Source organism: Cycloclasticus sp. (genome assembly GCA_040743155.1).
Lineage (GTDB): Bacteria > Pseudomonadota > Gammaproteobacteria > Methylococcales > Cycloclasticaceae > Cycloclasticus.
Genome location: JBFLJU010000001.1, coordinates 1,437,423 through 1,457,737 on the forward strand (window position 1 = coordinate 1,437,423; position 20,315 = coordinate 1,457,737).

19 protein-coding genes are annotated in these 20,315 nt (G+C 43.8%); 3 read left to right on the forward strand and 16 right to left on the reverse strand.

Features of this window, described 5'->3' with window-relative positions; genetic code table 11:
• Nucleotides 1-54: 54 nt before the first annotated feature.
• Nucleotides 55-1,113: a trypsin-like peptidase domain-containing protein gene (locus tag AB1Y31_06865; protein MEW4982887.1), complete on the reverse strand. Its 1,059-nt coding sequence runs from the start codon at nucleotides 1,111-1,113 to the stop codon at nucleotides 55-57.
• A 51-nt stretch (nucleotides 1,114-1,164) separates the two neighbouring features.
• Complete coding sequence (locus AB1Y31_06870) at nucleotides 1,165-1,734, reverse strand: DUF5610 domain-containing protein (protein MEW4982888.1); 570 nt, start codon at nucleotides 1,732-1,734, stop codon at nucleotides 1,165-1,167.
• Nucleotides 1,735-2,154: 420 nt separating this feature from the next.
• On the opposite strand from AB1Y31_06870, the gene AB1Y31_06875 reads away from it, so the two are divergent.
• The 3 genes from AB1Y31_06875 (at nucleotide 2,155) to AB1Y31_06885 (ending at nucleotide 4,992) form a co-directional block, all read left to right on the forward strand.
• Entirely contained in the window at nucleotides 2,155-3,486 is a 1,332-nt protein-coding gene (locus AB1Y31_06875; GenBank protein ID MEW4982889.1) for an aromatic ring-hydroxylating dioxygenase subunit alpha, read from the forward strand.
• A 1-nt stretch (nucleotide 3,487) separates the two neighbouring features.
• Entirely contained in the window at nucleotides 3,488-4,024 is a 537-nt protein-coding gene (locus AB1Y31_06880; GenBank protein MEW4982890.1) for a 3-phenylpropionate/cinnamic acid dioxygenase subunit beta, read from the forward strand.
• Between the two features lie 71 nt (nucleotides 4,025-4,095).
• Nucleotides 4,096-4,992: a VOC family protein gene (locus AB1Y31_06885; protein MEW4982891.1), complete on the forward strand. Its 897-nt coding sequence runs from the start codon at nucleotides 4,096-4,098 to the stop codon at nucleotides 4,990-4,992.
• A gap of 99 nt (nucleotides 4,993-5,091) precedes the next feature.
• Here AB1Y31_06885 and AB1Y31_06890 read toward each other — a convergent pair whose 3' ends face one another.
• From AB1Y31_06890 to flgG, 14 genes are all read right to left on the reverse strand, one after another.
• Nucleotides 5,092-5,634, reverse strand: a complete 543-nt coding sequence (locus AB1Y31_06890; GenBank protein MEW4982892.1) for a hypothetical protein — start codon at nucleotides 5,632-5,634, stop codon at nucleotides 5,092-5,094.
• Between the two features lie 6 nt (nucleotides 5,635-5,640).
• Complete coding sequence (locus tag AB1Y31_06895; GenBank protein ID MEW4982893.1) at nucleotides 5,641-6,381, reverse strand: HupE/UreJ family protein; 741 nt, start codon at nucleotides 6,379-6,381, stop codon at nucleotides 5,641-5,643.
• An 817-nt stretch (nucleotides 6,382-7,198) separates the two neighbouring features.
• Nucleotides 7,199-7,507 carry a flagellar protein FliT gene (locus tag AB1Y31_06900; protein ID MEW4982894.1) on the reverse strand — a complete coding sequence of 103 codons (309 nt, stop codon included), beginning with the start codon at nucleotides 7,505-7,507 and terminating at the stop codon, nucleotides 7,199-7,201.
• A gap of 9 nt (nucleotides 7,508-7,516) precedes the next feature.
• Nucleotides 7,517-7,909, reverse strand: a complete 393-nt coding sequence (fliS, locus tag AB1Y31_06905; GenBank protein MEW4982895.1) for a flagellar export chaperone FliS — start codon at nucleotides 7,907-7,909, stop codon at nucleotides 7,517-7,519.
• 20 nt (nucleotides 7,910-7,929) lie between these two features.
• Nucleotides 7,930-9,303, reverse strand: coding sequence for a flagellar filament capping protein FliD (fliD, locus tag AB1Y31_06910; GenBank protein MEW4982896.1), 1,374 nt, complete (start codon nucleotides 9,301-9,303; stop codon nucleotides 7,930-7,932).
• 51 nt (nucleotides 9,304-9,354) lie between these two features.
• Nucleotides 9,355-9,765 carry a flagellar protein FlaG gene (locus tag AB1Y31_06915; protein ID MEW4982897.1) on the reverse strand — a complete coding sequence of 137 codons (411 nt, stop codon included), beginning with the start codon at nucleotides 9,763-9,765 and terminating at the stop codon, nucleotides 9,355-9,357.
• A 79-nt stretch (nucleotides 9,766-9,844) separates the two neighbouring features.
• The gene (locus AB1Y31_06920) at nucleotides 9,845-11,254 is read right to left on the reverse strand and encodes a flagellin (GenBank protein MEW4982898.1); all 1,410 of its coding nucleotides are present in this window, start codon (nucleotides 11,252-11,254) and stop codon (nucleotides 9,845-9,847) included.
• A 1,049-nt stretch (nucleotides 11,255-12,303) separates the two neighbouring features.
• The gene (locus AB1Y31_06925; protein MEW4982899.1) at nucleotides 12,304-12,837 is read right to left on the reverse strand and encodes a transposase; all 534 of its coding nucleotides are present in this window, start codon (nucleotides 12,835-12,837) and stop codon (nucleotides 12,304-12,306) included.
• Between the two features lie 672 nt (nucleotides 12,838-13,509).
• Nucleotides 13,510-14,739, reverse strand: a complete 1,230-nt coding sequence (gene flgL, locus AB1Y31_06930; protein MEW4982900.1) for a flagellar hook-associated protein FlgL — start codon at nucleotides 14,737-14,739, stop codon at nucleotides 13,510-13,512.
• On the reverse strand, nucleotides 14,739-16,709 hold the full coding sequence (gene flgK / locus AB1Y31_06935; GenBank protein MEW4982901.1) for a flagellar hook-associated protein FlgK: 1,971 nt from the start codon (nucleotides 16,707-16,709) through the stop codon (nucleotides 14,739-14,741). Before flgK ends, flgL begins: the two co-directional genes overlap by 1 nt.
• Nucleotides 16,710-16,770: 61 nt before the next feature.
• Complete coding sequence (gene flgJ / locus AB1Y31_06940; GenBank protein MEW4982902.1) at nucleotides 16,771-17,718, reverse strand: flagellar assembly peptidoglycan hydrolase FlgJ; 948 nt, start codon at nucleotides 17,716-17,718, stop codon at nucleotides 16,771-16,773.
• Nucleotides 17,718-18,821, reverse strand: a complete 1,104-nt coding sequence (locus AB1Y31_06945) for a flagellar basal body P-ring protein FlgI (protein ID MEW4982903.1) — start codon at nucleotides 18,819-18,821, stop codon at nucleotides 17,718-17,720. Before AB1Y31_06945 ends, flgJ begins: the two co-directional genes overlap by 1 nt.
• Before the next feature lie 4 nt (nucleotides 18,822-18,825).
• Complete coding sequence (gene flgH, locus AB1Y31_06950; GenBank protein MEW4982904.1) at nucleotides 18,826-19,506, reverse strand: flagellar basal body L-ring protein FlgH; 681 nt, start codon at nucleotides 19,504-19,506, stop codon at nucleotides 18,826-18,828.
• Between the two features lie 18 nt (nucleotides 19,507-19,524).
• Nucleotides 19,525-20,313, reverse strand: coding sequence for a flagellar basal-body rod protein FlgG (flgG, locus tag AB1Y31_06955; GenBank protein MEW4982905.1), 789 nt, complete (start codon nucleotides 20,311-20,313; stop codon nucleotides 19,525-19,527).
• Between the last annotated feature and the right edge of the window lie 2 nt (nucleotides 20,314-20,315).

A 20,315-nucleotide genomic window follows, 5' to 3' on the forward strand; every position in this document is an offset into this window, starting at 1 on the left:
TGTTTTAAGGTTTACCTCCCTTAGTGATCACATAACGTCGAAACGACTCAAATATTACTTAAAATAACCACCAAAATTTTGCCTAACCTTTTGTATAGGAATTGAAATACCAAAGCCTGTGTTAAGCGCAGAGCCTTGCGCCACTTTTATGGTGTTAACCGCTACCACATGCCCATTATCGGTAATCAGTGGCCCACCACTATTCCCAGGTAAAATTTTTGCGTCAGTGGCAATTCCCCTTGCTGAAATTTGAGTCACCGTCCCCTCGGTTAGCTGATCTCGCAAACCCAACGGGCTGCCAATCGCATGTACACTGGTGCCCTGTGACACCCGTTCTGTCGAAATTTCAAGATACGGCGCCTTACATGCGTCCACTTTAAGCAAGGCCAAATCGTCTTTAGACGACACCTTAATAAGCTTCGCTTTAGCTTTCGTGTTGTCTTTTAAAATAATTTCAAATGACCGCGCCACATTTGAAACCGCGCTTGAGAAATTAAATTCCGACTGTTGTTGTTTGAATTTTCGCTCGGCCTCATTCAACCGTCTTGAAGCCTCATTAATTTGTTGTTTATCTTGGTGATATTGCTGCTCATAAAGCGAATATTCCCGCTGCGATACTTGCCTTTCTCTTTCAGACGACAAACCATCCATATAAAGCTTAAAGTCATCTAGTCTTTGCTTATTGATGAGCAGCCGCTCTTCCTGATTAGCAACCTCCAGCTTCTTTCGCTCAAACATTAAGGCGTTTTGCTTTATCTTAGCTTCCGTAACAACCCACTGCTTCCCCTTGGCCGGACGTACGACGTGTTTATTAGTAATAAGGTAGCAGTCATCCGTTACAAAAAAACCAGAACCTGAACCAAGCTGACTTCTAACCGTCACTACCGCCATCGTCGCTTTTTGAACTGGATTACTAGGGCTATATTTGTCATTCAATAATGCAACAAAATCTCTCGTTTTCCCAGATGATGAGCCAAAACCTCGATAAGAACGAACAGCTGTAGAACCGGCAGATTTTTTAGGTGAGTCAGAAAACTGCCAACGCCCATTCTCATCCTTGTATTTAAAAATCTCTGCCATGCAAGTACTCTGAAAAAAACACACAAAGAACACGCATAAAACGAACTTAAAAAGAGTCGATTCAATAAGCGTCGGGTTGATTTCTCAATCCTCTAACGTAAAGCTGTCAACGAACGCATTTAATTTAGTTTGCACCAACTCATAGGTTTCATCAATGTTACTGGCGATCTCGTCCTCTAAAACATTTAACCCATTTAGAATATCTCGAGCTTCTGAGAAACCCTTCTCAATACCGCCTTTAATAAGCTCAGTAAAGGCCAACAGCGCCTCATCCTCAACTAATTCAGGGTGCTGCTCTTGATAGCTCGCAAAAAAGGCTGTGCTCAAAGAAACAATTCGCTCTGCCGTCGCATCCGGACTAACATCCAGGTCCGAATCATAGGCATTTTGAATTGCACTCTCTCCTAAGCTAGCACTCAACGCTTCATTAATGCCGTCGAGAGCCGTTTTTAGCACTAATGCCTGAGGAGAATCAGCCGCACTCAAACTAATCGTTGATTCTAAAATAGCCGAGTTAAGTGATTTTTTTGCTAAATTTTTCTCGTGTGCCAGTGCCGAAACTTCTTGCCCCATTGGGCCATCCGCTTTCTTATCGTTACTTTTAGCCAAGTTTTGCACTTGTTGATTAAAGGGAATCGATGCTTGAATAGTCACAATATCCTCCTGATTTTGCTGAACTAACAGTGTACAACTATTTTATCGGCCATATCTGTAGGAAGTTTAGCGGTATGGAGGGTTAAAACACCTTATCTGACAGCAATTTCTTTCTCAATGGCGTTGGTTTCAAAACAAATCGTCAGCAGAATTCACGTTAATGTAGGCCGTAGCTGTTATGCAAAAAAGCTACTCCCTTACTCTTTAATTATATAGCTCACTCACTCTGCCCTTGACCATTAAGTAAACCACTTCCCGCAAAACAGTATATAGCTTCATTGCCTTTTCCTGATCTGTATCAAGGCGTTAAAAGCTCTATCCTCCTAGAATTTACACAGAAGTGAGCTGTCAAACAAATTGTGTGCCGGTTCTTCTTAATAAAAACCATTTCCAGTATCTACTTAAAGAGGACAGAATATTATGAGCAACGATATCGATTATCATCAATTTATTGACAACGAAGAAGGATGGGTTGACCGTCGCATCTTTTGGGAAGAAGAGATTTACGAACAAGAGTTAAAACAAATTTTTGCCAAATCATGGCAATTTATAGCGCACGATTCAATGATTCCTAATGCGAATGATTTTTACACCACGTACATGGGTGAAGACGGCGTTATCGGCGCACGCCAAAAAGACGGGAGCGTCAAAGTATTTTTGAATTCCTGCCCACATCGAGGTAATAAATTTTGCTATGCCGATGAAGGCAACACACGCTCCTTTATTTGCAACTACCATGGCTGGAGCTTTGGTATAGACGGCAAACTAGGTGCCTTAGCAAATGAACACGTTTACGATGACGGTGATATCGATAAAGAAAAGTGGAGCCCCAAACAAGCACGCGTTGCCACATATAAAGGCCTAATATTTGCTACTTTTGACCAAGAAGCACCCTCACTTGAAGAATGGCTTGGCGATTTCCGTTGGTACTTAGACATGATGTTCGACAACGACGGTGAAACCGAATTCATCAGCGGTGGCATTAAGTCGTACGTTAACGCTAACTGGAAGTTTGGTGTTGAAAACTTCGTTGGTGACGCCTACCACGCACTTTGGAATCATGACTCTGGCCTTAAAGCGATGAACAATGGCGAAGGCTTTGGCCCAGCGGTTAATGAAGAATCCTTCCATGCCAGCGTTAATGGGCACGGTTGGGAGTTTGGTACCGATGGTTACGCCGATGTGTTGATAACAGGACGCCCTATCTGGATGAAATACGTCCAAGATGTGATTAAACCAAAAATGGAAAAAACGCATGGCGAATTGCGTTCAAAAATATTTGGTTCGCTCGCTTCGGTGTCTATTTTCCCAAACATTTCGTTCCTACCCGGCATTCAAACCTTCCGTGTTTGGTTACCTAGGGGACCTAAAAAGCTTGAACTAAGAATTTTCACCATCGTTAATAAAAATATGCCTGATGAAGTCAAGCAAGAAATTAACCTTGGCTGTATGCATACCTTTAACCCTGCCGGTGTGTTGGAAATGGATGACGGCGAGAACTGGGAAGGCAACACGCAAGTGAACAAAGGCTATCTAACTCGCCAAGAAAAATTGCATTATGGCTGTGGCATTAGTCGTGAAATTGAACACGAAGAGTTACCGGGCATTATTTATGCCGGTCAATTTAATGATGCCAACCAACGACATTTTTACACCCGTTGGGCCGATTTAATGAATGCTGATAAGTGGGACGACGTACCAACTCGCTACACACCTCGCTTCACCGGCAAAACCACTATTGAGGAAGAATAAGATGTCGACAGCACAAGAAGATATGAGCCTAGCCGCGGTTTCTATTGAAACGCTTATCGAAGTTCAACAATTTCTATATCGCGAAGCACGCATTCAAGATATGGAGAAGTTCCGTGAGTGGCTCACTATGCTAACCGATGACGTTCATTATTGGATGCCATACCGTTACCAGCGCTACCGTAAAAATGAGAAAGAACCCACCATTTACGACCAATCGTATTATTGCGACACAATGGAAGATTTGAAAAAGCGCGTCATCCGCACCGAGACCGGCACCTGTTGGTCAGAAGATCCAGCGACTCGCGCTGCTCATGTTGTTACCAATATTGAAGTAGAGCCAACCAGTAATCCTGATGAGTTCACCGTGTACTCGTTAATCACAGTTCATAGAAACATGAATGAAGATGAAGAGCACACGATGATAGGACACCGAACAGACCTCATAAGGCGTGTGAACGGTGTTTTAAAACTCGCTAAAAGAAAAATTATTCTTGATCAAAACATCTTCATGAATAAAAGCTTAAACGTTTACTTATAGCGCAACTCATTAAGCATTAAAAAAAGGCCCTGCTAATGCGGGGCCTTCTTAAATACAAACTGGAGAAATATATGGTTGAAGTAATAGAGCTGGGTTACGTTGGTCTCAATGTAACAGACATGGAAGCGTGGAGAAGCTACGCAACCGAGTGTATAGGGTTAGAAATTGCTGAAAGCGATAAAGATGATCGTTTTTACCTAAGGATGGACAAACAACACCACCGCTTCACTATTTTCAAATCTGACCAAGATGACCTTGCCTATATGGGCTGGCGCGTAAAAGGGCAGGAAGAATTTAAAGCCATGCAACAGCAATTGACCGATGCAGGTGTTGCCTTCCGCGTAGGAACAGAAGAAGAAGCACGTGAACGCCACGTGTTGGCTCTCATTAAACTTGACGATCCTTCTGGAACGCCGAACGAAATTTACTACAGCCCACAAGTAGACGTGATGAAGCCTTTTCACCCTGGGCGTCCAATGCATGGCAAATTTGTTGCCGGTAATCAAGGGCTAGGACACGTTCTAGTACGTTCTGATGATGATCAGGCCACTTATGATTTCTATAAATTACTGGGCCTAAAAGGATCAATTGAATATAGAATTGCGCTGCCCGATGGCAATTGTGCTGAACCCGTTTTCATGAGCTGTAACGACCGCCAACATTCAATTGCTTTTGGTTTTCATGGCATGGTTGAACGCCTAAATCACCTGCATATCCAGTACACAGAATTCGATGATTTAGGCATCTCACACGATACCATTCGTAATCAAAAAATTGATGTAGCCATGCAGCTGGGCAAGCACGCTAATGATCAGCTTTACACTTTCTACTCGCCAACACCGTCAGGTTGGTTAATGGAACTCGGTTGGGGCGATTGCGTCAAACCAGAAGCTCAAGAGCACTATACTGGCGATATTTTTGGCCACGCAGTGGAAGCAAGCGGTTACGGCATGGATATTGAGTTATAAAAAGTCACGACTGCATGGGTTAATTAAACCCTTCGCAACAAGTCTGTAAAAAGAAACGCTCATTAACTTGGGCGTTTCTTTTATCACCTGACTAGACTGTCACCTCAAGCCTATTACCTGATAGTTACCTTTAGTCTTTAAAGAAACTTCGATTGGCTTGCCGCTTTCATTTTTCCAGTACCAGCCGTGAGAACCATTAAACGGCACACTTTTTGAGCCATTACCCTTATCTGCCGTTGCCTCTTTATAGCTTTTAAAATAGCCCGTTGTGTCTCCCTGCGGCTCACCGTGGAAATCAAAATAAAGCATCGCACCATCTGTCTGCCATGAGTATTCCAACACCGCATCTTTTTCCAAATAAAACTTATACTCTAAGCCGCTATTAGCAGGGATAGTCAATTTAACAGTATCTTCCCGTAACAATGTTCGCTCATCACACGAGCCTAGCGTTGGCTTAACTGCTTGCTCAGCATTCTCCGCCATCACAGTTAAACCCATGGCCTTGCCGAAACCAGTCGGGTCGATGCCATATTCCGCCGGCAGTACAACCGTTAACAAAATAATCACCGCTAAAATGCTCGCAATAATTGATGCTTTAACCAGCGAAGCAAGAGATTGAATAGGGTGCTCTATTTTATTCATAATAATTTAACTCGTTACGGAATAGCCGACCATTTGATAGCCAAACAGTATCAAACCTCCGGTCATTAATAGTGTGTTTGTCATAGTCGAAAACAAATAAAAACTACGGTGCCTACGCCAAAAACTCAAGCCAATCAAAATGAAAACCAAGGCCACAAACTGCCCCAGCTCTACCCCAACGTTAAAGGCCAACAAGTTTTTCCACAAACCTGTTTGAGGTAACGCAAAATCTTGAATCTTAGTCGCCAAACCAAAACCATGAAATAAGCCAAATATCGCAACGGCAACTTTAGTATTCGGTTGAAAACCAAGCAAACGATTGAAGCCACCCAAGTTATCAAAGCCTTTATAAACAATGGATAAACCAATAATCGCGTCAATTAAATAAGGATTCAGCGCAATATTATTCAACACACCCAACAATAAAGTAATGCTATGCCCCGCCGTAAACAGGCTCACGTATAACAGCACTTCGCGTTTTCTAAATAAAAAGAAAATAACGCCTATCAGAAACAACAAATGGTCATAGCCCGTCAGCATATGTTTCGCACCGATATAAAGAAAAGGCCCAATGGCAACGCCCTCGTTCGCCAACAAAAAACGTTCAGTGCTCGCATCCACACCATGAGCTAACACCCCAGAAGAGCTGATGAGACACAACAAAAAGGCGAACACAAGCATATGAGGCACTCTAAACACGGTAGCACCCCAGATTTTTTGGTATAAATAAAGTGTAAATTCTTTCACAAACTTCCCTAAAGAGATCGCTCTAATGCACCGGCAACTACAGCCGACAAACGCCTATTATAACAACCACTTAGTACTGTTACAAAGCACCAACCCAAAAATCGTTTGCCTTTGCCATGTACCCAAAAGACACATATGGTTTTGTAAAATATTTAGGCATGTTGGGCTTCTTGCATCAGCCCAACCTACGGGTAATGTTCTACTTTGAATACGGGATTTGTAGGTTGGCGCTGAGTTTACGAAGCCCAACAAATTTACCTCAAAACATTTAACCGTTACATGTGTTCGATTGGGTTCTGTTGGGCTTCTTGCATCAGCCCAACCTACAGATAATGCTCTACTTTGAATATGGGATTTGTAGGTTGGCGCTGAGTTTACGAAGCCCAACAATCTACCTCAAAACATTTAACCGTTACATATGTTCGATTGGGTTCTGTTGGGCTTCTTGCATCAGCCCAACCTACGGATAATGCTCTACTGCGGATATGAGGACTTGTAGGTTGGCGCTGAGTTTACGAAGCCCAACAATCTACCTCAAAATATTTAACCAATGCATATGGCCCATTGGGTTTTGTTGGGCTTCTTGCATCAGCCCAACCTACGGGTAATGTTCTACTTTGAATATGGGATTTGTAGGTTGGCGCTGAGTTTACGAAGCCCAACAATTCACCTCAAAACATTTAACCAATACATCTGTTCGATTGTGTTCCGTTGGGCTTCTTGCATCAGCCCAACCTACGGGTCATGTTCTACTTTGAATACGAGATTTGTAGGTTGGCGCTGAGCCCGCGAAGCCCAACAGGATTAGAGCACTGACTTAACTGGTTGTTAAATAGGCGTTAATTGCTTTGTGCGCATGTCCTGCCTTGGACATTTCCATGCGGATGCTGTCGCGTTGACTATGTGAATATTTTGTTAGAATTTTATTCTTCTCTAAAATAAATTGAATACCTTCCGCGAGTTTGGAAGGTTCAATATTGGGCTTTGAGTCAAACAAGGTTTTAATCGCGTCATCTCTTGTTTTTTCTAATTCAACAACTGCGTCCCAGTCACCGTTCTCGGCTAATTCAATGAGCTTTTTAGTGTCGGCAATAATGCTAATCAACTGTTGTAAATCGGCACTCATAAGGGCTTATTATTGCGCCGCATTGGGGTCAATCGCATCCCAGCCCATTTTAACTTGACTCAATAATTTTCCTGCCTCATCCAAGAGCGAATCGTCATTCGTCATATTAGCTTGTAATAAAATATGACTAATATATTCATATAAAGCATCAAGATTCTTAGAAATTTCACCACCTTGTTCAAAATCTAAGCTGGATTTAAGCCCGCCAACAATTGAAATAGCACTACCAATCTGTTCACCTTTCTTAGCAATATCATTCTGCTTTAATGCCGCTTTCGCTGACAAAATTCTTGATAAAGCCCCATCCAACAACATTTGAATCAATCGGTGTGGTGAAGCATCCATTACACCACCATGAGCACCCATTTGTTGATACTGCTTTAATGCTGTTACACCATTCATATTATTCTCCGTAAAATGAATTATTTACTATTTGGATTATAAGCACCTGGCAAGCTAGCCAACTGCTGTGTTAAAAAACTACTTTGGTTTTGCAATGAACTGACTATCGCATCCATTGCGGAAAATTGAGATAACAAGCGGCTTTCTATCGATGATAATCGCCTATTTAAGGCCAAACGTTGCTCACCAATATCATCAATACGATCTTGCAAACCTTCGGTACGTGACTCAATAATGCCATCTGAACCAATATAGCCATCAATAATGCTATCTAGTGTATTTGCAATACCGTTTGTTGCTGCAAAAAGCTCACCCACTTGATCAAAACTTGAATCTAACGCTTCATCAAGCGTTGTTGAATTTATTTCTAGCTTGCCCGTATCATCAGTCGTAATACCAAGCTCTGCTAACGTGCTAAAAGTGCTCGATAGACCAGACACCGAAGATGATATTTCTTGTCTAATAGAGTTTTGAATACCCCTTAAAACTGAATCACCTAACAAAAGCCCACCCGTATCAGTTGTTGCATTATATGAACCTAATGCATTAAACGTACTCACCAAGCCATTATAGTTTGCAACAAATTGATTTATTTTTAACTCAACCGCTGCTTTATCTTCGGCAACGGTCAATTTTTCTCCTGCACCTACACCCACAGCCGTTATCGTAATACCATCTATAACGCTAGCAAATGTATTGTTGGAGCTACTGATTAGCTGCGCATCAACTTTAATCTGCCCATCTAACGCTGCTGCTGGCTCATTCAATTGTGCATTAACCAACCTAGATAAACCCGCATCACCCATAGCAGTAATCGTTATCGCATTATCTAAGCCCGTATCATTTGCCGTAAATACCAGCTTCTGTTCTGTGCCACCTAACCCATCATCCACGTTAATAATTGAAGCTGTTAAGCCTGAATTATCCGTTGCTGCATTTATCGCATCACGTACATCAGTTAACGTATCAGTTCCACTCACAACGATATCAAAAGAATCGGCAGCTTGAGTTAACGTCAAAGTACCGCCTCCAACTGCTTCCGCGGATGCAAAACCATCTGTTGTTATCAGCTTATTCGCCTGTGCAAGCTGAATGACTTCAACACCATATTGCGATACATCGGCCGTTTCATCTGCCGTCGCCGTAAAAATATCAGAATCACTCGATGTTCCTGAACGGACTTGAAAGTCTGTTAAATCCTGTAAACCTTGTACTGCCGATTGGAAAATAGACAGCGAGGATTTTAGCCCTCCATAAGCAGAAATATCGCCTTGATACTCTGCCTCTCTAACATTAAGTCTGTTCGCCGTTGCCGAGCCTTCCGCAGCCACTAGCTGCGTAACTAAAGAGTTAATATCTAACCCTGACCCAATACCTGGTGATGAAATTGACATAATTGATTCCTGTTACATGTATTAAACAATACTATGCAAAAATCAGACCTCCTATGCCTTTCCGTTTACTAACAAACCAACACCTCTCTCATCCGCTACCGCTAATGTCTCCGAAATGTGTTCCGCTATTGCTAACACCTGATCTGATGGGAACTTGCGGATCTCTTGACCTGTTTCTCTATCTGTAATCGTAATAACAGAACGGCCCGTTTCTTCATGCACCGAGAATTGAATGCCGCGCTGAATGCTTTGAACAAAACTATTCAAGTCACTCACCGTTTCTTCAAGCTTCTTTTGCACGTCCTGCGATTCGTTAAGTTCATTTGCCAGCGGCAACACCTTGCCGGCAACCTCAGACTCTAACTTTACTTTACTAACAGCAACATCCGCAGGCGACACGGCAACAGAAGGTGCTTTAGACGAAACCGCCTTAAGTACTGACTGTAAATTTACCGTTTCCATATTCATGTCTCCTAGTTAGGATGGAATCGGCCTTACCTTATCATTAAGATGGATAAGACCGACCCAACGACCTAATAGCTTACTGTAGTAAGGCCAACACGTTTTGTGGCAATGAATTCGCTTGCGACAAAATTGAAACACCGGCTTGTTGAAGGATTTGCGCTCTTGTTAAAGCAGCAGTTTCTTCAGCAAAATCGGCATCACGAATACGACTACGTGATGCGCTCAAGTTTTCTGATGTTGTTTGAATACTTGACACGATAGATTCAAAACGGTTCTGTACCGCACCTAGTGAAGCTCGACTAGAGTTAATGGTTGTTAACGCTGCATCAACAGATGCGATAGCTGCATTTGCACCATCAACGGTAGCAACTGTTGTATTAGCGATTGATGTTCCACTCAGTGCACTCGCAGTAGTAGCCGCTGTAAAACCAGCGTCAGTAGGCGCAGTGCCACCTATGGTAATCCCTGTTGTTCCCGTTGTATCCAAAGTAATAGTACTTCGAGTCGTTGCGGCTGCAGCAATACCAAGTGCCCCCACAGTAAAGGTACCGCTCGTTTGAGTAACTGAATGGACAATATTTGAACCATCCGTATTTGTCAAGTCAATACCTGTTCCATCATCAACAGCCGTTACGCCAGTCGCAGCAGAAATAGCATTAATTGAACTTACAATAAGTGTACGATTTCCCGCTTGAGTCGCGCCACCTAGATTAAGGTCAATGCTTGCTGTGGTAGTGCCGTTAATAGTGATAGTACCAACACCAGCTGCAGGCACAGCTGTTGTACCGCCACTAACAGTCAAGGCATTAGCTGTTGCAGTTACATCTGTACCAGACAATGCATTAATCGCAGTGGCTACAGTTGACGCATCACTTGCAACAGCACCTAATGTAACACCATTGATAATAACGTCACCTGCTCCAATCGCATTAGCCGTTACAACACCGCCTGTAACTGACGCACTAAAGCTTGCACCCAATGCGGATGTTCTAGCACTAGAAATTGATGAAACTGTTACAGTTTCACCCGCATTCGCGCCCACTTGGAATTGCTGTGCGGTAAAAGTACCATCTAATAATTGAACACCATTAAACGCACTAGTTGAAGCCACACGATCAATCTCAGCAACTAACTGAGCTGTTTCTAACTGTAGAGCAGCTCGATCAGATGATGAGTTTGTTGCGTTAGCTGATTGAACTGCTAACTCACGAATACGTTGTAAGTTGTTAGTAATCGCAGCTAAATCACCCTCTGCGGTTTGTGCAAGTGAAATACCATCATTCGCGTTACGTTGGGCTTGGTTTAAACCACGAATTTGCGCTGTAAAACGTTCTGAAATAGCAAGGCCGGCAGCATCGTCTTTCGCGCTGTTAATACGTAAACCGGATGAAAGTCTTTGTAACGATGTATTCAAAGCATTCTGAGATGTATTCAGGTTTCTTTGAGCCGTTAAAGACGCAATATTACTGTTAATGACTTGAGCCATTTTATTACTCCTTCGTAAGCTAGACGCTTACTTTTATCTAAAATTGACGGATATATCTTTCATTCTTCCTAGATATTCACCGCCTCCGACTAAGGTATCGGCGCAATAAAATTTTTCTTTAGAGTTTATTTTGAAGTTTTTAATAACAACACAAAACCTGACGCGCATCACAATTTGCAAGAATCGTAGGTTAGGTTTCATGTAGGTTGGTGCTGAGTTTACGAAGCCCAACATAACCACATGCAATATTTAAAACCCTTCACATGATTGTTGAGCTCATTGTAGGTTGGGCTGCGCTTTTTAAGCCCAACAATGTGGCCGAGGTATATTCCCTGTTTTTTTTGTGCGGTGCTTTAATCTGTTGGGCTTCCTTCGTCAGCACCAACCTACGTTGGTGTTGCTTACGGGTGTAGGTTGGCGCTGAGTTTACGAAGCCCAACATAACCATATTCAACATTTAAAACCACTCGCGTGTTTGTTTGGCTCATTGTAGGTTGGGTTGGGCTGCGCTGTTTAAGCCCAACAATGTCGCTTGGGTATATTCCCTGTTTTTTTTGTGTCGGTGCTTAAATCTGTTGGGCTTCCTTCGTCAGCACCAACCTACGTTGGTGTTGCTTACGGGTGTAGGTTGGTGCTGAGTTTACGAAGCCAAACATAACCATATTCAATATTTCAAGCCATTCGCGTGTTTGGTTCAGCTCATTGTAGGTTGGGCTACGCTTTTTAAGCCCAACGATATGGCCGAGGTATATTCCTTTTTTTTGTGTCGTGCTTAAATCTGTTGGGCTTCCTTCGTCAGCACCAACCTACGTTGGGGCTTTTCTAGGTTGGCGCTGAGTTTACGAAGCCCAACATAACCCTATCAAAAATACAAACACGACCAAATATCCCCATATGATCGTGTTGGGCTTCATGTAGGTTCGATTGGGTTGGGTTGCGCTTTTTAAGCCCAACAATGTGGCCGAGGTATATTCCCTTTTTTTGTGTCGGTGCTTAAATCTATTGGGCTTCTTGCATCAGCCCAACCTACGTTGGTGGTCGAATATATTTCACCTTTCGCCCCAACCGCCTTTGTCTTTTTCTTTATCACCAGCACCCCAATTTTTGCTTATATCACCCTTTTTTATATAACGGTGGATGCTTGAATACGGCCATTTAACCGCTTGTTGCACGTAACCATGTTTTACGGGGTTGTAATGTATGTAATTGATGTGCGCTTGATAATCGTTGTCATCACGAATTAAATGTTCCCAATAACGGCGTTGCCATATACCTCTTTCACGTTTTGATGCGCGGCTTGGGTTAACGTGTTCGCCTTTTGGTATTTTCCGCGAAAAACCGGCTTTTATTAACTTCCAACGTGTTGCGTAATCGTTATCACCAACCGGTAAGGTGATAAGGGCGTGTAAATGATCGGGCATGACCACCATGGCGTCTATTTTGAAGGAGTGCCGTTGTTTTACGGTTTGAATGCTTTGGCGCAATGCGTCGATTTTATCGACCAATAAAGTGCTTTTTCTATTCGCTAAGTTTACGGTGAAGAAATAGCTAGCGCCTTTGATGTTTGCTCGACGGTATTGCATGCGTTAAATCCTTTTAACGGTGTTTTGTTGTGTAATGTAGGTTGGTGCTGAAGTATCAAGCCCAACGTATTAATTTAAACATGCCATTGCTTTAAATTGTGCATTTTGTTGGGCTCCGTGCCTTAGCCCAACCTACGGGTTGTGCGTTGTTTCTTATTATTTTGTAGGTTGGCGCTGATGTAAGAAGCCCCTACAATCCCGATCAAATACGCAAGCACGATCCAATATTCTAGATGGTCGTGTTGGGCTGCGTGCCTTAGCCCAACCTACGCGGTTGTGCGTTTTTTCTTATTATTTTGTAGGTTGGCGCTGATGTAAGAAGCCCCTACAATCCCGATCAAATACGCAAGCACGATCCAATATTCTATAGGGTCGTGTTGGGCTTCATGCTTCAGCCCAACCTACGGGTTGTCGTTATTTCTTATTATTTTGTAGGTTGGTGCTGATGTAAGAAGCCCAACAAACCCGATCAAACACGCAAGCACGATCAAATGTTCTATAGGGTCGTGTTGGGCTTCATTCTTCAGCCCAACCTACGGGTTGTACGTTGTTTCTTATTATTTTGTAGGTTGGTGCTGATGTAAGAAGCCCAACAATCTCTGTCAAAAATACAAGCACCGTCCAATATTCTAGAGGGTCGTGTTGGGCTTCATTCTTCAGCCCAACCTACATCTATAGGTGATTGAATAAGGATAGGCCTTGTACTTTTACAAACGCTTGTTGTGCGGCTTGCAAAGATACGATTTGCAAGTTAAACCGGCTGATGGCTTCTGCCATGTCTATGTCTTCAATTTGTGACTTGGTTGACTGAATACTTAATTTAAAGTCTTGGTTGACATTATCCTGGCTATCTAGAACATTAAGGCGTGCGCCTATTTGTGCTCGTACGTCTAAGATGCGGCCGAGTGCGGTGTCGAGTTGATCTAGGTGGTCATACAAAGGAATTGAAACGGTTGTTGCACTGATGCTCGTCGGCATGGCTGAAACATTAAGCTCGCCTTCTCCTTGCGTTTTGGCCGTTACTATTATCACATCGGCATTAACATCGACATTCACTGTATCGTCATTCGTTGTTATCGCCGCACCAAAGTTTGTGGCGGTAGCTGATGGAGAGCCACTAATGGCTACAATAACATTAGTAGCATCCGCTGCTGGTAGCCCACCTAAGCCATCATCAAAGTGATAGTTAATTCCATTAATTGTTGCAGTTTCACCATGAGCTACTGTGCCCACGGTTAAAGCCGTTTCCTCGGCAGCTGGTCGATTACTCGATAAATCCGTTGCCAAACCATATAAAGTAGCAAATATGCTTTCTGCATTGCCGTTTTTGTCTTTCAAGTCAAAAAACACTTCGGCCCCTGAGTTGCCATCGGTAACGGTCCTGTTTTCACCTACTTTTAAATACCGCTCACCTTGATCACCATTAAAGCTAAAACTGCCGGTTTGCGCCGAACCTGAAAATGGCTCTGTTTGCGCTTTAAAGCCTGCATATAAATAATCACCACTGCCGTCTTTGCTATTAGCCAGCGCAACAATCTCGTCCAAACGCTGAAACATTTCTAGTGCTATCGATTGTTTGTCTACTGCCGAATTGGTGCCGTTAAACCCTTGAACAGCCAATTCACGTACACGCTGTAAATTATTGGTGACACTGTTCAGCGCGGTATCGGATAATGACAGACGGTTTCTTGCATAATCTAAGTTGTCTTGAAACTGATCGATTCGGCTAAGCGATTGGTTTAAGTCGAGCAACCTCACGGAGCCTGACGGGTCATCAGACGGCGTGAGAATTCGTTTGCCGAGCGATATTTGTTGTTGCGTTTGGTTAACTTGCGCCTGCTGAAGCAAGATTGAGTTTATACCCAGTTGTTGCGCTAGGCTGGTTGAGATTCTGTCCATCATTATCTAAACGCTCCCAATAGTGTGTCGAAGATGGTTCGTGACGTTAAAACCACTTGGCTTGCCGCTTGGTAGGCTTGTTGAAAACGAATCAAATTAGCCGCTTCTTCATCCAAGTTTACGCCACTGATCGCGTCTTTTGACGCGATGGTTTGTGCTAATAAGCCATTTTGCGCCGCGCTGTTTATTTCCGCTGATTGTGTACGACGCCCCACATCTGCGATGACTTGACCATACAGGTCCTGAAAGGAGGCTGTTCCTCCCGACAAGGTCCGCGCTGTTTGCAGGTCTGCTAAGAAGTTTGCATTTCGATTGTCACCCGTGCCACCTGTATTATCAACCAATGAAAACGTATCGGCATTATCAGGCTGGCCGGTGAGGGTAAATTTAACATCACCAAAGCCTGTTACGTTAACGCTATATTCCATGCCATTATTTGTGGCTGGGTCATAGTCGATAGACCCTAATGAATTACCACCGGTATCGGTTATCGCGTAGCCACCTTGGGCAAACAAACTCGTATCATAAGTCAAGATGATGCTCGCGGGTAAAGGCGCCGCAGCTAAACTGGCCGGTAAGGTTGCCGCTTGCAAGCCATCAACGGCAATGTTGCCCAAACCACCTGTGCCGGCGTTAACTGCGGATGTTTGCGAGACAATCGGTAGCGCAACCGCAACGTCTCTTGGGTCAGTGATCGCTAATGAGAAGTTGCCAGCTGCATTACGTGTAGGGCTAGCAACTGTGTAGTCGTTATTTGCGTTTACTGCGGATAAGTCGAATGTTAAGCCATCATATAAAATGGGTGTGCTGCCAGAAATAGTACCTGAAGTTGAAGAATTATCCGACAGCCGAGTGATTGTATAACCCGTACCAGGCGGCGCCGTTCCGTCGGTAGTCACCGTATATGCACTACTGGTGATCAATGATGGGTCCGTCACGCTAACACTTAGGGAACCCGCGTTAGCATCATTTTTAAAATTCGTAACAACCGGATCACTGAAAAAATTCGAACCCTGGTCACCATCCAAATCAACACCATTAGCATGCTGCTGATTAACTGAATAGGCTAAACCGATGGCGATTTCGCCCAATGAGTGGATCGCTGGGTCCAACATTTCTTCTTTAAAACGTAGGGTTCCGCCTATTTTACCCCCGGTCATCAATTGCGTGACAACTGTGCTAGCCCCACTTTGATTAAACACGATATCAACTGAACTTGGATCTACAGAGGGTGCCATCGCCAGTGTATTGCTAGTAATACCTAGCACCAAGGGCTGTCCGCTACCGATAAAAACGTTAACCGCTCCATTTTCTTGCTCGTTTGTACTAACGTTTAGCAGCGTTGATAAGTCGTCAATTAATTTATCACGCTGATCTAGCAAATCATTGGGTATACGGCCGCCGGAGGAACCGAGCGCCACAACGATTTTATTATTGATCGACGCGATGTTTTCACCCAGTGTATTAACGTCGTTGAGTTGGTCTTCTAACGAACCGGTGAGTTGCCTACTGATGTCGCTGAATAATTGGTCTAATGTTCCAAAACGGCTTTCTAAAGCCTGACCTTCTGTTAACAGCACTTGCCTTGCCGGTATCGATGATGGGTCATCGGCCACTGTTTGAACCGCATTGAAAAAATCTTGTAACGCCGAGCTGAGTCCAACATTTTCGTTTGCTAGCACGCCGTCTACTTGGCTAGCAAATCCCAGATAGGCATCTAATTCTGACGCCGCAGTACTACTGCTTCTAAATTGCGTACTTAAAAATGTATCGTAAATTCTGCTAACGTTTGTTGTACCAACCCCCGAACCAACGTAACCCGCGCCTGTCAATTGTGGGTTATTTGCGTCTAATTCGACCCGCTGACGACTATAGCCTTCTGTTGTTGCATTAGCGATATTATGACCGGTTGTATCGAGCACATTCCTAAACGCCGTTAAGCCGGACAACCCACTGAGCAATAAATCAGCCATTATCGCCACCCTTGCTTACTTGAATGTTCATCATTGAATATCCCATTTGATAGTTATCGGCTTAAGCCGATATACCTGAAGTTGCTGCTGGTTTGGCAGGTGTTAATTCACTCAACTGTTCGCGGCCTAAAATTGAGATGATTTTCTTTGCATACGCTGGGTCTGTTGCATAACCGGCTTTTTGCAAACCCTTAATAAAACCTTCGTTGGAGTCAACTTTTTCCAATGCTTGCTGATAACGTGGGTTTTGTTTTAAGAATTGAACGTAGTCGTTAAAACTTTCCTCAAAGCTATCGTAGGCACGGAATGTTGCTTGGCGCTTGGAGGCGACGCCGTTTTCGTACTCCACCGTTTGTACCGATACTGTTTTACCTTCCCAACCGTGCGATGCTTTTATGCCAAATAGGTTGTGGCTACTTTGCCCTGCTTTATTTTGCATTACGTGCTTGCCCCAGCCTGTTTCTAACGCCGATTGCGCCAGTAATACCCGTGCATCGACACCCAGTTTTTGAGCTGCTTGTTGTGCTTGTGGCCAAAGTGTATTAATAAACTCTTCTGGTGAGTTTATGTTACTGACCGGCTGTTTACTGCCGTCTACTTTTTGTACATCGCTTTCTTGTAAGGCACCTTGTATGCGTTGCACAGCAAACTCACGATAATTGACGAGGCTTTGCCCGTTTGGTTCTGAATTAGTTTTTGCGTTGCCACCGAGTTGTTGAACGATCATATCGGCTAAACCAAGCTTACCCCGTTTAGATAGGTCCAATGAAATTTGGTCGTCGTACATGGATTCGTAAAACTTTGTTTTTTCGTTACTTATTAGCTCCGAATCGGGCACGGTATCACGCATGCTTTTTAGCATCATTTTCAAGAAGATGGTTTCAAATTGACGTGCAACCTCTTCCAATGCCGCTTGTTTTTCATCACTAGCGCCACCGGCTTTCGCTTTTAATTGCGCTAAACCGTTAAAGTCTGCATAAATGTCTGCTTGTGAGCCGCCGATATTCATTAGATAACAATAAGCTCCGCGGTTAGCGCCCCTGCGCTTTTAAGTGCTTCTAAAATGGCTACCAAGTCACTCGGGCCTGCGCCTACTTGGTTAACCGCTCTTACAATTTCATCGAGTGACACACCGGGGTCAAACACGAACATGCGTTTATTTTCTTCGGTGATGGTGATGTCGGACTCTGGCGTTACCGTCGTTTCACCTTCTGAAAAAGCACCCGGTTGACTAACATTTAATTTCTCATTAATCGTTACCGTTAAGTTACCGTGAGAAACCGCTGCTGGCCTTACTTTCACCTGACTATTAATAACGACCGTGCCGGTTCTTGAGTTAATAATAATGCGCGCGGCTGATTGCGCTGGCTGCACTTCCAGATTTTCGAGCAATGACATAAACGCCACACGCTGTGCGGGATCGCGCGGCATATTCACCTTGATACTGCCACCATTGATTGAGTGTGAGGTTTGTGGCCCAATCGTTTTATTGATGGATGTTGCTAAACGATTTGCTGTGGTGAAATCAAAGGTGTGCAAATTTAAGGTGATCGAACTGCCTTCATTAAAGGGGCTATATACGGAACGCTCTACCGTTGCGCCATTGGGAATATTACCCACGGTTGGTATATTCACACTCACCTTCGAGCCATCATTACCCGATGCGCTTAGACCGCCGACGATAAGATTGCCTTGCGCTATGCCGTAAATTTTCCCATCCGCACCTTTTAGTGGTGACATTAAAAGGCTGCCGCCACGTAAACTACTGGCTTCGCCAATGGCATTAACCGTTACATCAATCATTTGTCCGGGTGTCGCAAACGGCGGCAATGACGCGTGAATAATAACCGCGGCTACGTTTTTAGACTTTATTTGAACGTTGGATGGGATTTTGACGCCCATTTGGCTCAACATGCTGCGCAAGCTTTGTGAGGTAAAATCACCCGACTTTACTTTGTCACCCGTTCCATTTAACCCAACCACGACGCCATAACCGACCAATTGGTTAGAGCGTACGCCCGTAATAGAGGCCAAATCTTTAATCCGTTCTGCGTAGGCCGTTGAGATACCAATGGCTAACAACAGAACGAGGGTTAATTTTTTCATCATCATCTCCTTAAAACGGGAATACCGCGCTGATAAAGAACCGTGCTAGCCAGCCAATTTTATTGGCGTCTGCTAGTGCACCTTCGCCGGTATACATAATGGTCGCGTCAGCTATTTTTGTAGAATCGACACTGTTATCTGGATTAATATCCGTTGGACGAATAATGCCCGCGACACGAATGTATTCGTTGCCTTGATTCAGGCGCACTCGTTTTTCACCGCGAATTCTTAGGTAGCCGTTAGGCAATACGTCGACAACGCTCACCGTAATGCTGCCACTTAAACTGTTGTTTTGAGTGCTCTCAGATTCACCGGCAAAATCACTTCCTGAGGTTAAACCGCTGTTGAAATTCAAACCAAATTTAGAGGGGTCAACCATGCCCAAAATTGTGGGCGTAGAAATAGCGGTACTGTTGTCTTTTTTGATGTCCGTATCCGCTTGTTTCTTCGCATTCGTTTTTTCAACTAAATTGATGGTCAAGATATCGCCAATTCTTCTTGCTCTTATATCTTCAAATAAGCGTACTTCGTATCCCGCTTGATAGATTGAGCCATTATTATTCTTAGGCACTTGATACGCTGTTGGTTTAGCCGGTACGTATTCAGGATCGTGCCGAGGCTTACCCATGTTATCCATCATCGCGCAACCGGGTAATACGGCAACTAAGATTAAAAGGCTAATGACTTTCATGCTCATCATTCCTACTGGTTATAAATCCTGCATTAAACGTTGCAACATTTGATCTGAATTTGAGATGGCTTTTGAATTCATCTCATAGGCACGTTGCGTTTCAATCATGCTGACCAATTCTTCTACTACATTGACGTTCGATGTTTCCAATGAACCGCCAGCCAACAGACCAACCCCCGTTTCACCCGGCGTTGTTACCGTTGGGCTACCGCTGGATAATGATTCTCTAAATTGATTTTCACCGATAGGGTCTAAGCCCGTTGGGTTAATAAAATCAGCCAAGGTAATATTACCAACCTGTGTTGGTGTTGTATTACCTGCTTGCAGCACTGACACTGTGCCGTCTACGCCTACGGTTACACTTAATGCGTCCGTTGGAATACTGATGGATGGCTCTAATGGATAGCCACCGGATGTGACCATTTGGCCATCTCCATCTAATTTAAAACTGCCGTCACGTGTATAGGTGATACTGCCGTCTGGGCGAAGGATTTGGAAAAAGCCACGACCGTTTACTGCTATATCTAAGGAGTTGCCTGTTTGTTGGATTGTACCTTGGGTATGCGTTTTTTCTGTTGCCACTGTGCGAACACCGGTGCCAATTTGTAGACCTGTTGGCAATATGGTGTCTTGTGATGACTGCGCACCCACTTGCCGCACATTTTGATAGAGCAAGTCTTCAAACACTGCTCGGGATTTTTTGTACCCCGTTGTGTTTACGTTGGCCAAGTTATTGGAAATAACAGACATCCGCGTTTGTTGCGCTTCAAGTCCGGTTTTGCTGATCCACATTGATTGTGTTGACATAT

What these genes read in the sequence shown, in the direction of transcription:
- AB1Y31_06900 (MEW4982894.1), bottom strand. Translation starts at nt 7,507, where the DNA reads ATGAGTGCCGATTTACAACAGTTGATTAGCATTATTGCCGACACTAAA.
- flgH (MEW4982904.1), bottom strand. Translation starts at nt 19,506, where the DNA reads ATGAAAGTCATTAGCCTTTTAATCTTAGTTGCCGTATTACCCGGTTGC.
- AB1Y31_06890 (MEW4982892.1), bottom strand. Translation starts at nt 5,634, where the DNA reads ATGAATAAAATAGAGCACCCTATTCAATCTCTTGCTTCGCTGGTTAAA.
- AB1Y31_06875 (MEW4982889.1), top strand. Translation starts at nt 2,155, where the DNA reads ATGAGCAACGATATCGATTATCATCAATTTATTGACAACGAAGAAGGA.
- flgG (MEW4982905.1), bottom strand. Translation starts at nt 20,313, where the DNA reads ATGTCAACACAATCAATGTGGATCAGCAAAACCGGACTTGAAGCGCAA.
- AB1Y31_06915 (MEW4982897.1), bottom strand. Translation starts at nt 9,765, where the DNA reads ATGGAAACGGTAAATTTACAGTCAGTACTTAAGGCGGTTTCGTCTAAA.
- fliS (MEW4982895.1), bottom strand. Translation starts at nt 7,909, where the DNA reads ATGAATGGTGTAACAGCATTAAAGCAGTATCAACAAATGGGTGCTCAT.
- AB1Y31_06925 (MEW4982899.1), bottom strand. Translation starts at nt 12,837, where the DNA reads ATGCAATACCGTCGAGCAAACATCAAAGGCGCTAGCTATTTCTTCACC.
- AB1Y31_06885 (MEW4982891.1), top strand. Translation starts at nt 4,096, where the DNA reads ATGGTTGAAGTAATAGAGCTGGGTTACGTTGGTCTCAATGTAACAGAC.
- AB1Y31_06880 (MEW4982890.1), top strand. Translation starts at nt 3,488, where the DNA reads ATGTCGACAGCACAAGAAGATATGAGCCTAGCCGCGGTTTCTATTGAA.
- flgL (MEW4982900.1), bottom strand. Translation starts at nt 14,739, where the DNA reads ATGATGGACAGAATCTCAACCAGCCTAGCGCAACAACTGGGTATAAAC.
- flgK (MEW4982901.1), bottom strand. Translation starts at nt 16,709, where the DNA reads ATGGCTGATTTATTGCTCAGTGGGTTGTCCGGCTTAACGGCGTTTAGG.
- AB1Y31_06945 (MEW4982903.1), bottom strand. Translation starts at nt 18,821, where the DNA reads ATGATGATGAAAAAATTAACCCTCGTTCTGTTGTTAGCCATTGGTATC.
- AB1Y31_06920 (MEW4982898.1), bottom strand. Translation starts at nt 11,254, where the DNA reads ATGGCTCAAGTCATTAACAGTAATATTGCGTCTTTAACGGCTCAAAGA.
- fliD (MEW4982896.1), bottom strand. Translation starts at nt 9,303, where the DNA reads ATGTCAATTTCATCACCAGGTATTGGGTCAGGGTTAGATATTAACTCT.
- flgJ (MEW4982902.1), bottom strand. Translation starts at nt 17,718, where the DNA reads ATGAATATCGGCGGCTCACAAGCAGACATTTATGCAGACTTTAACGGT.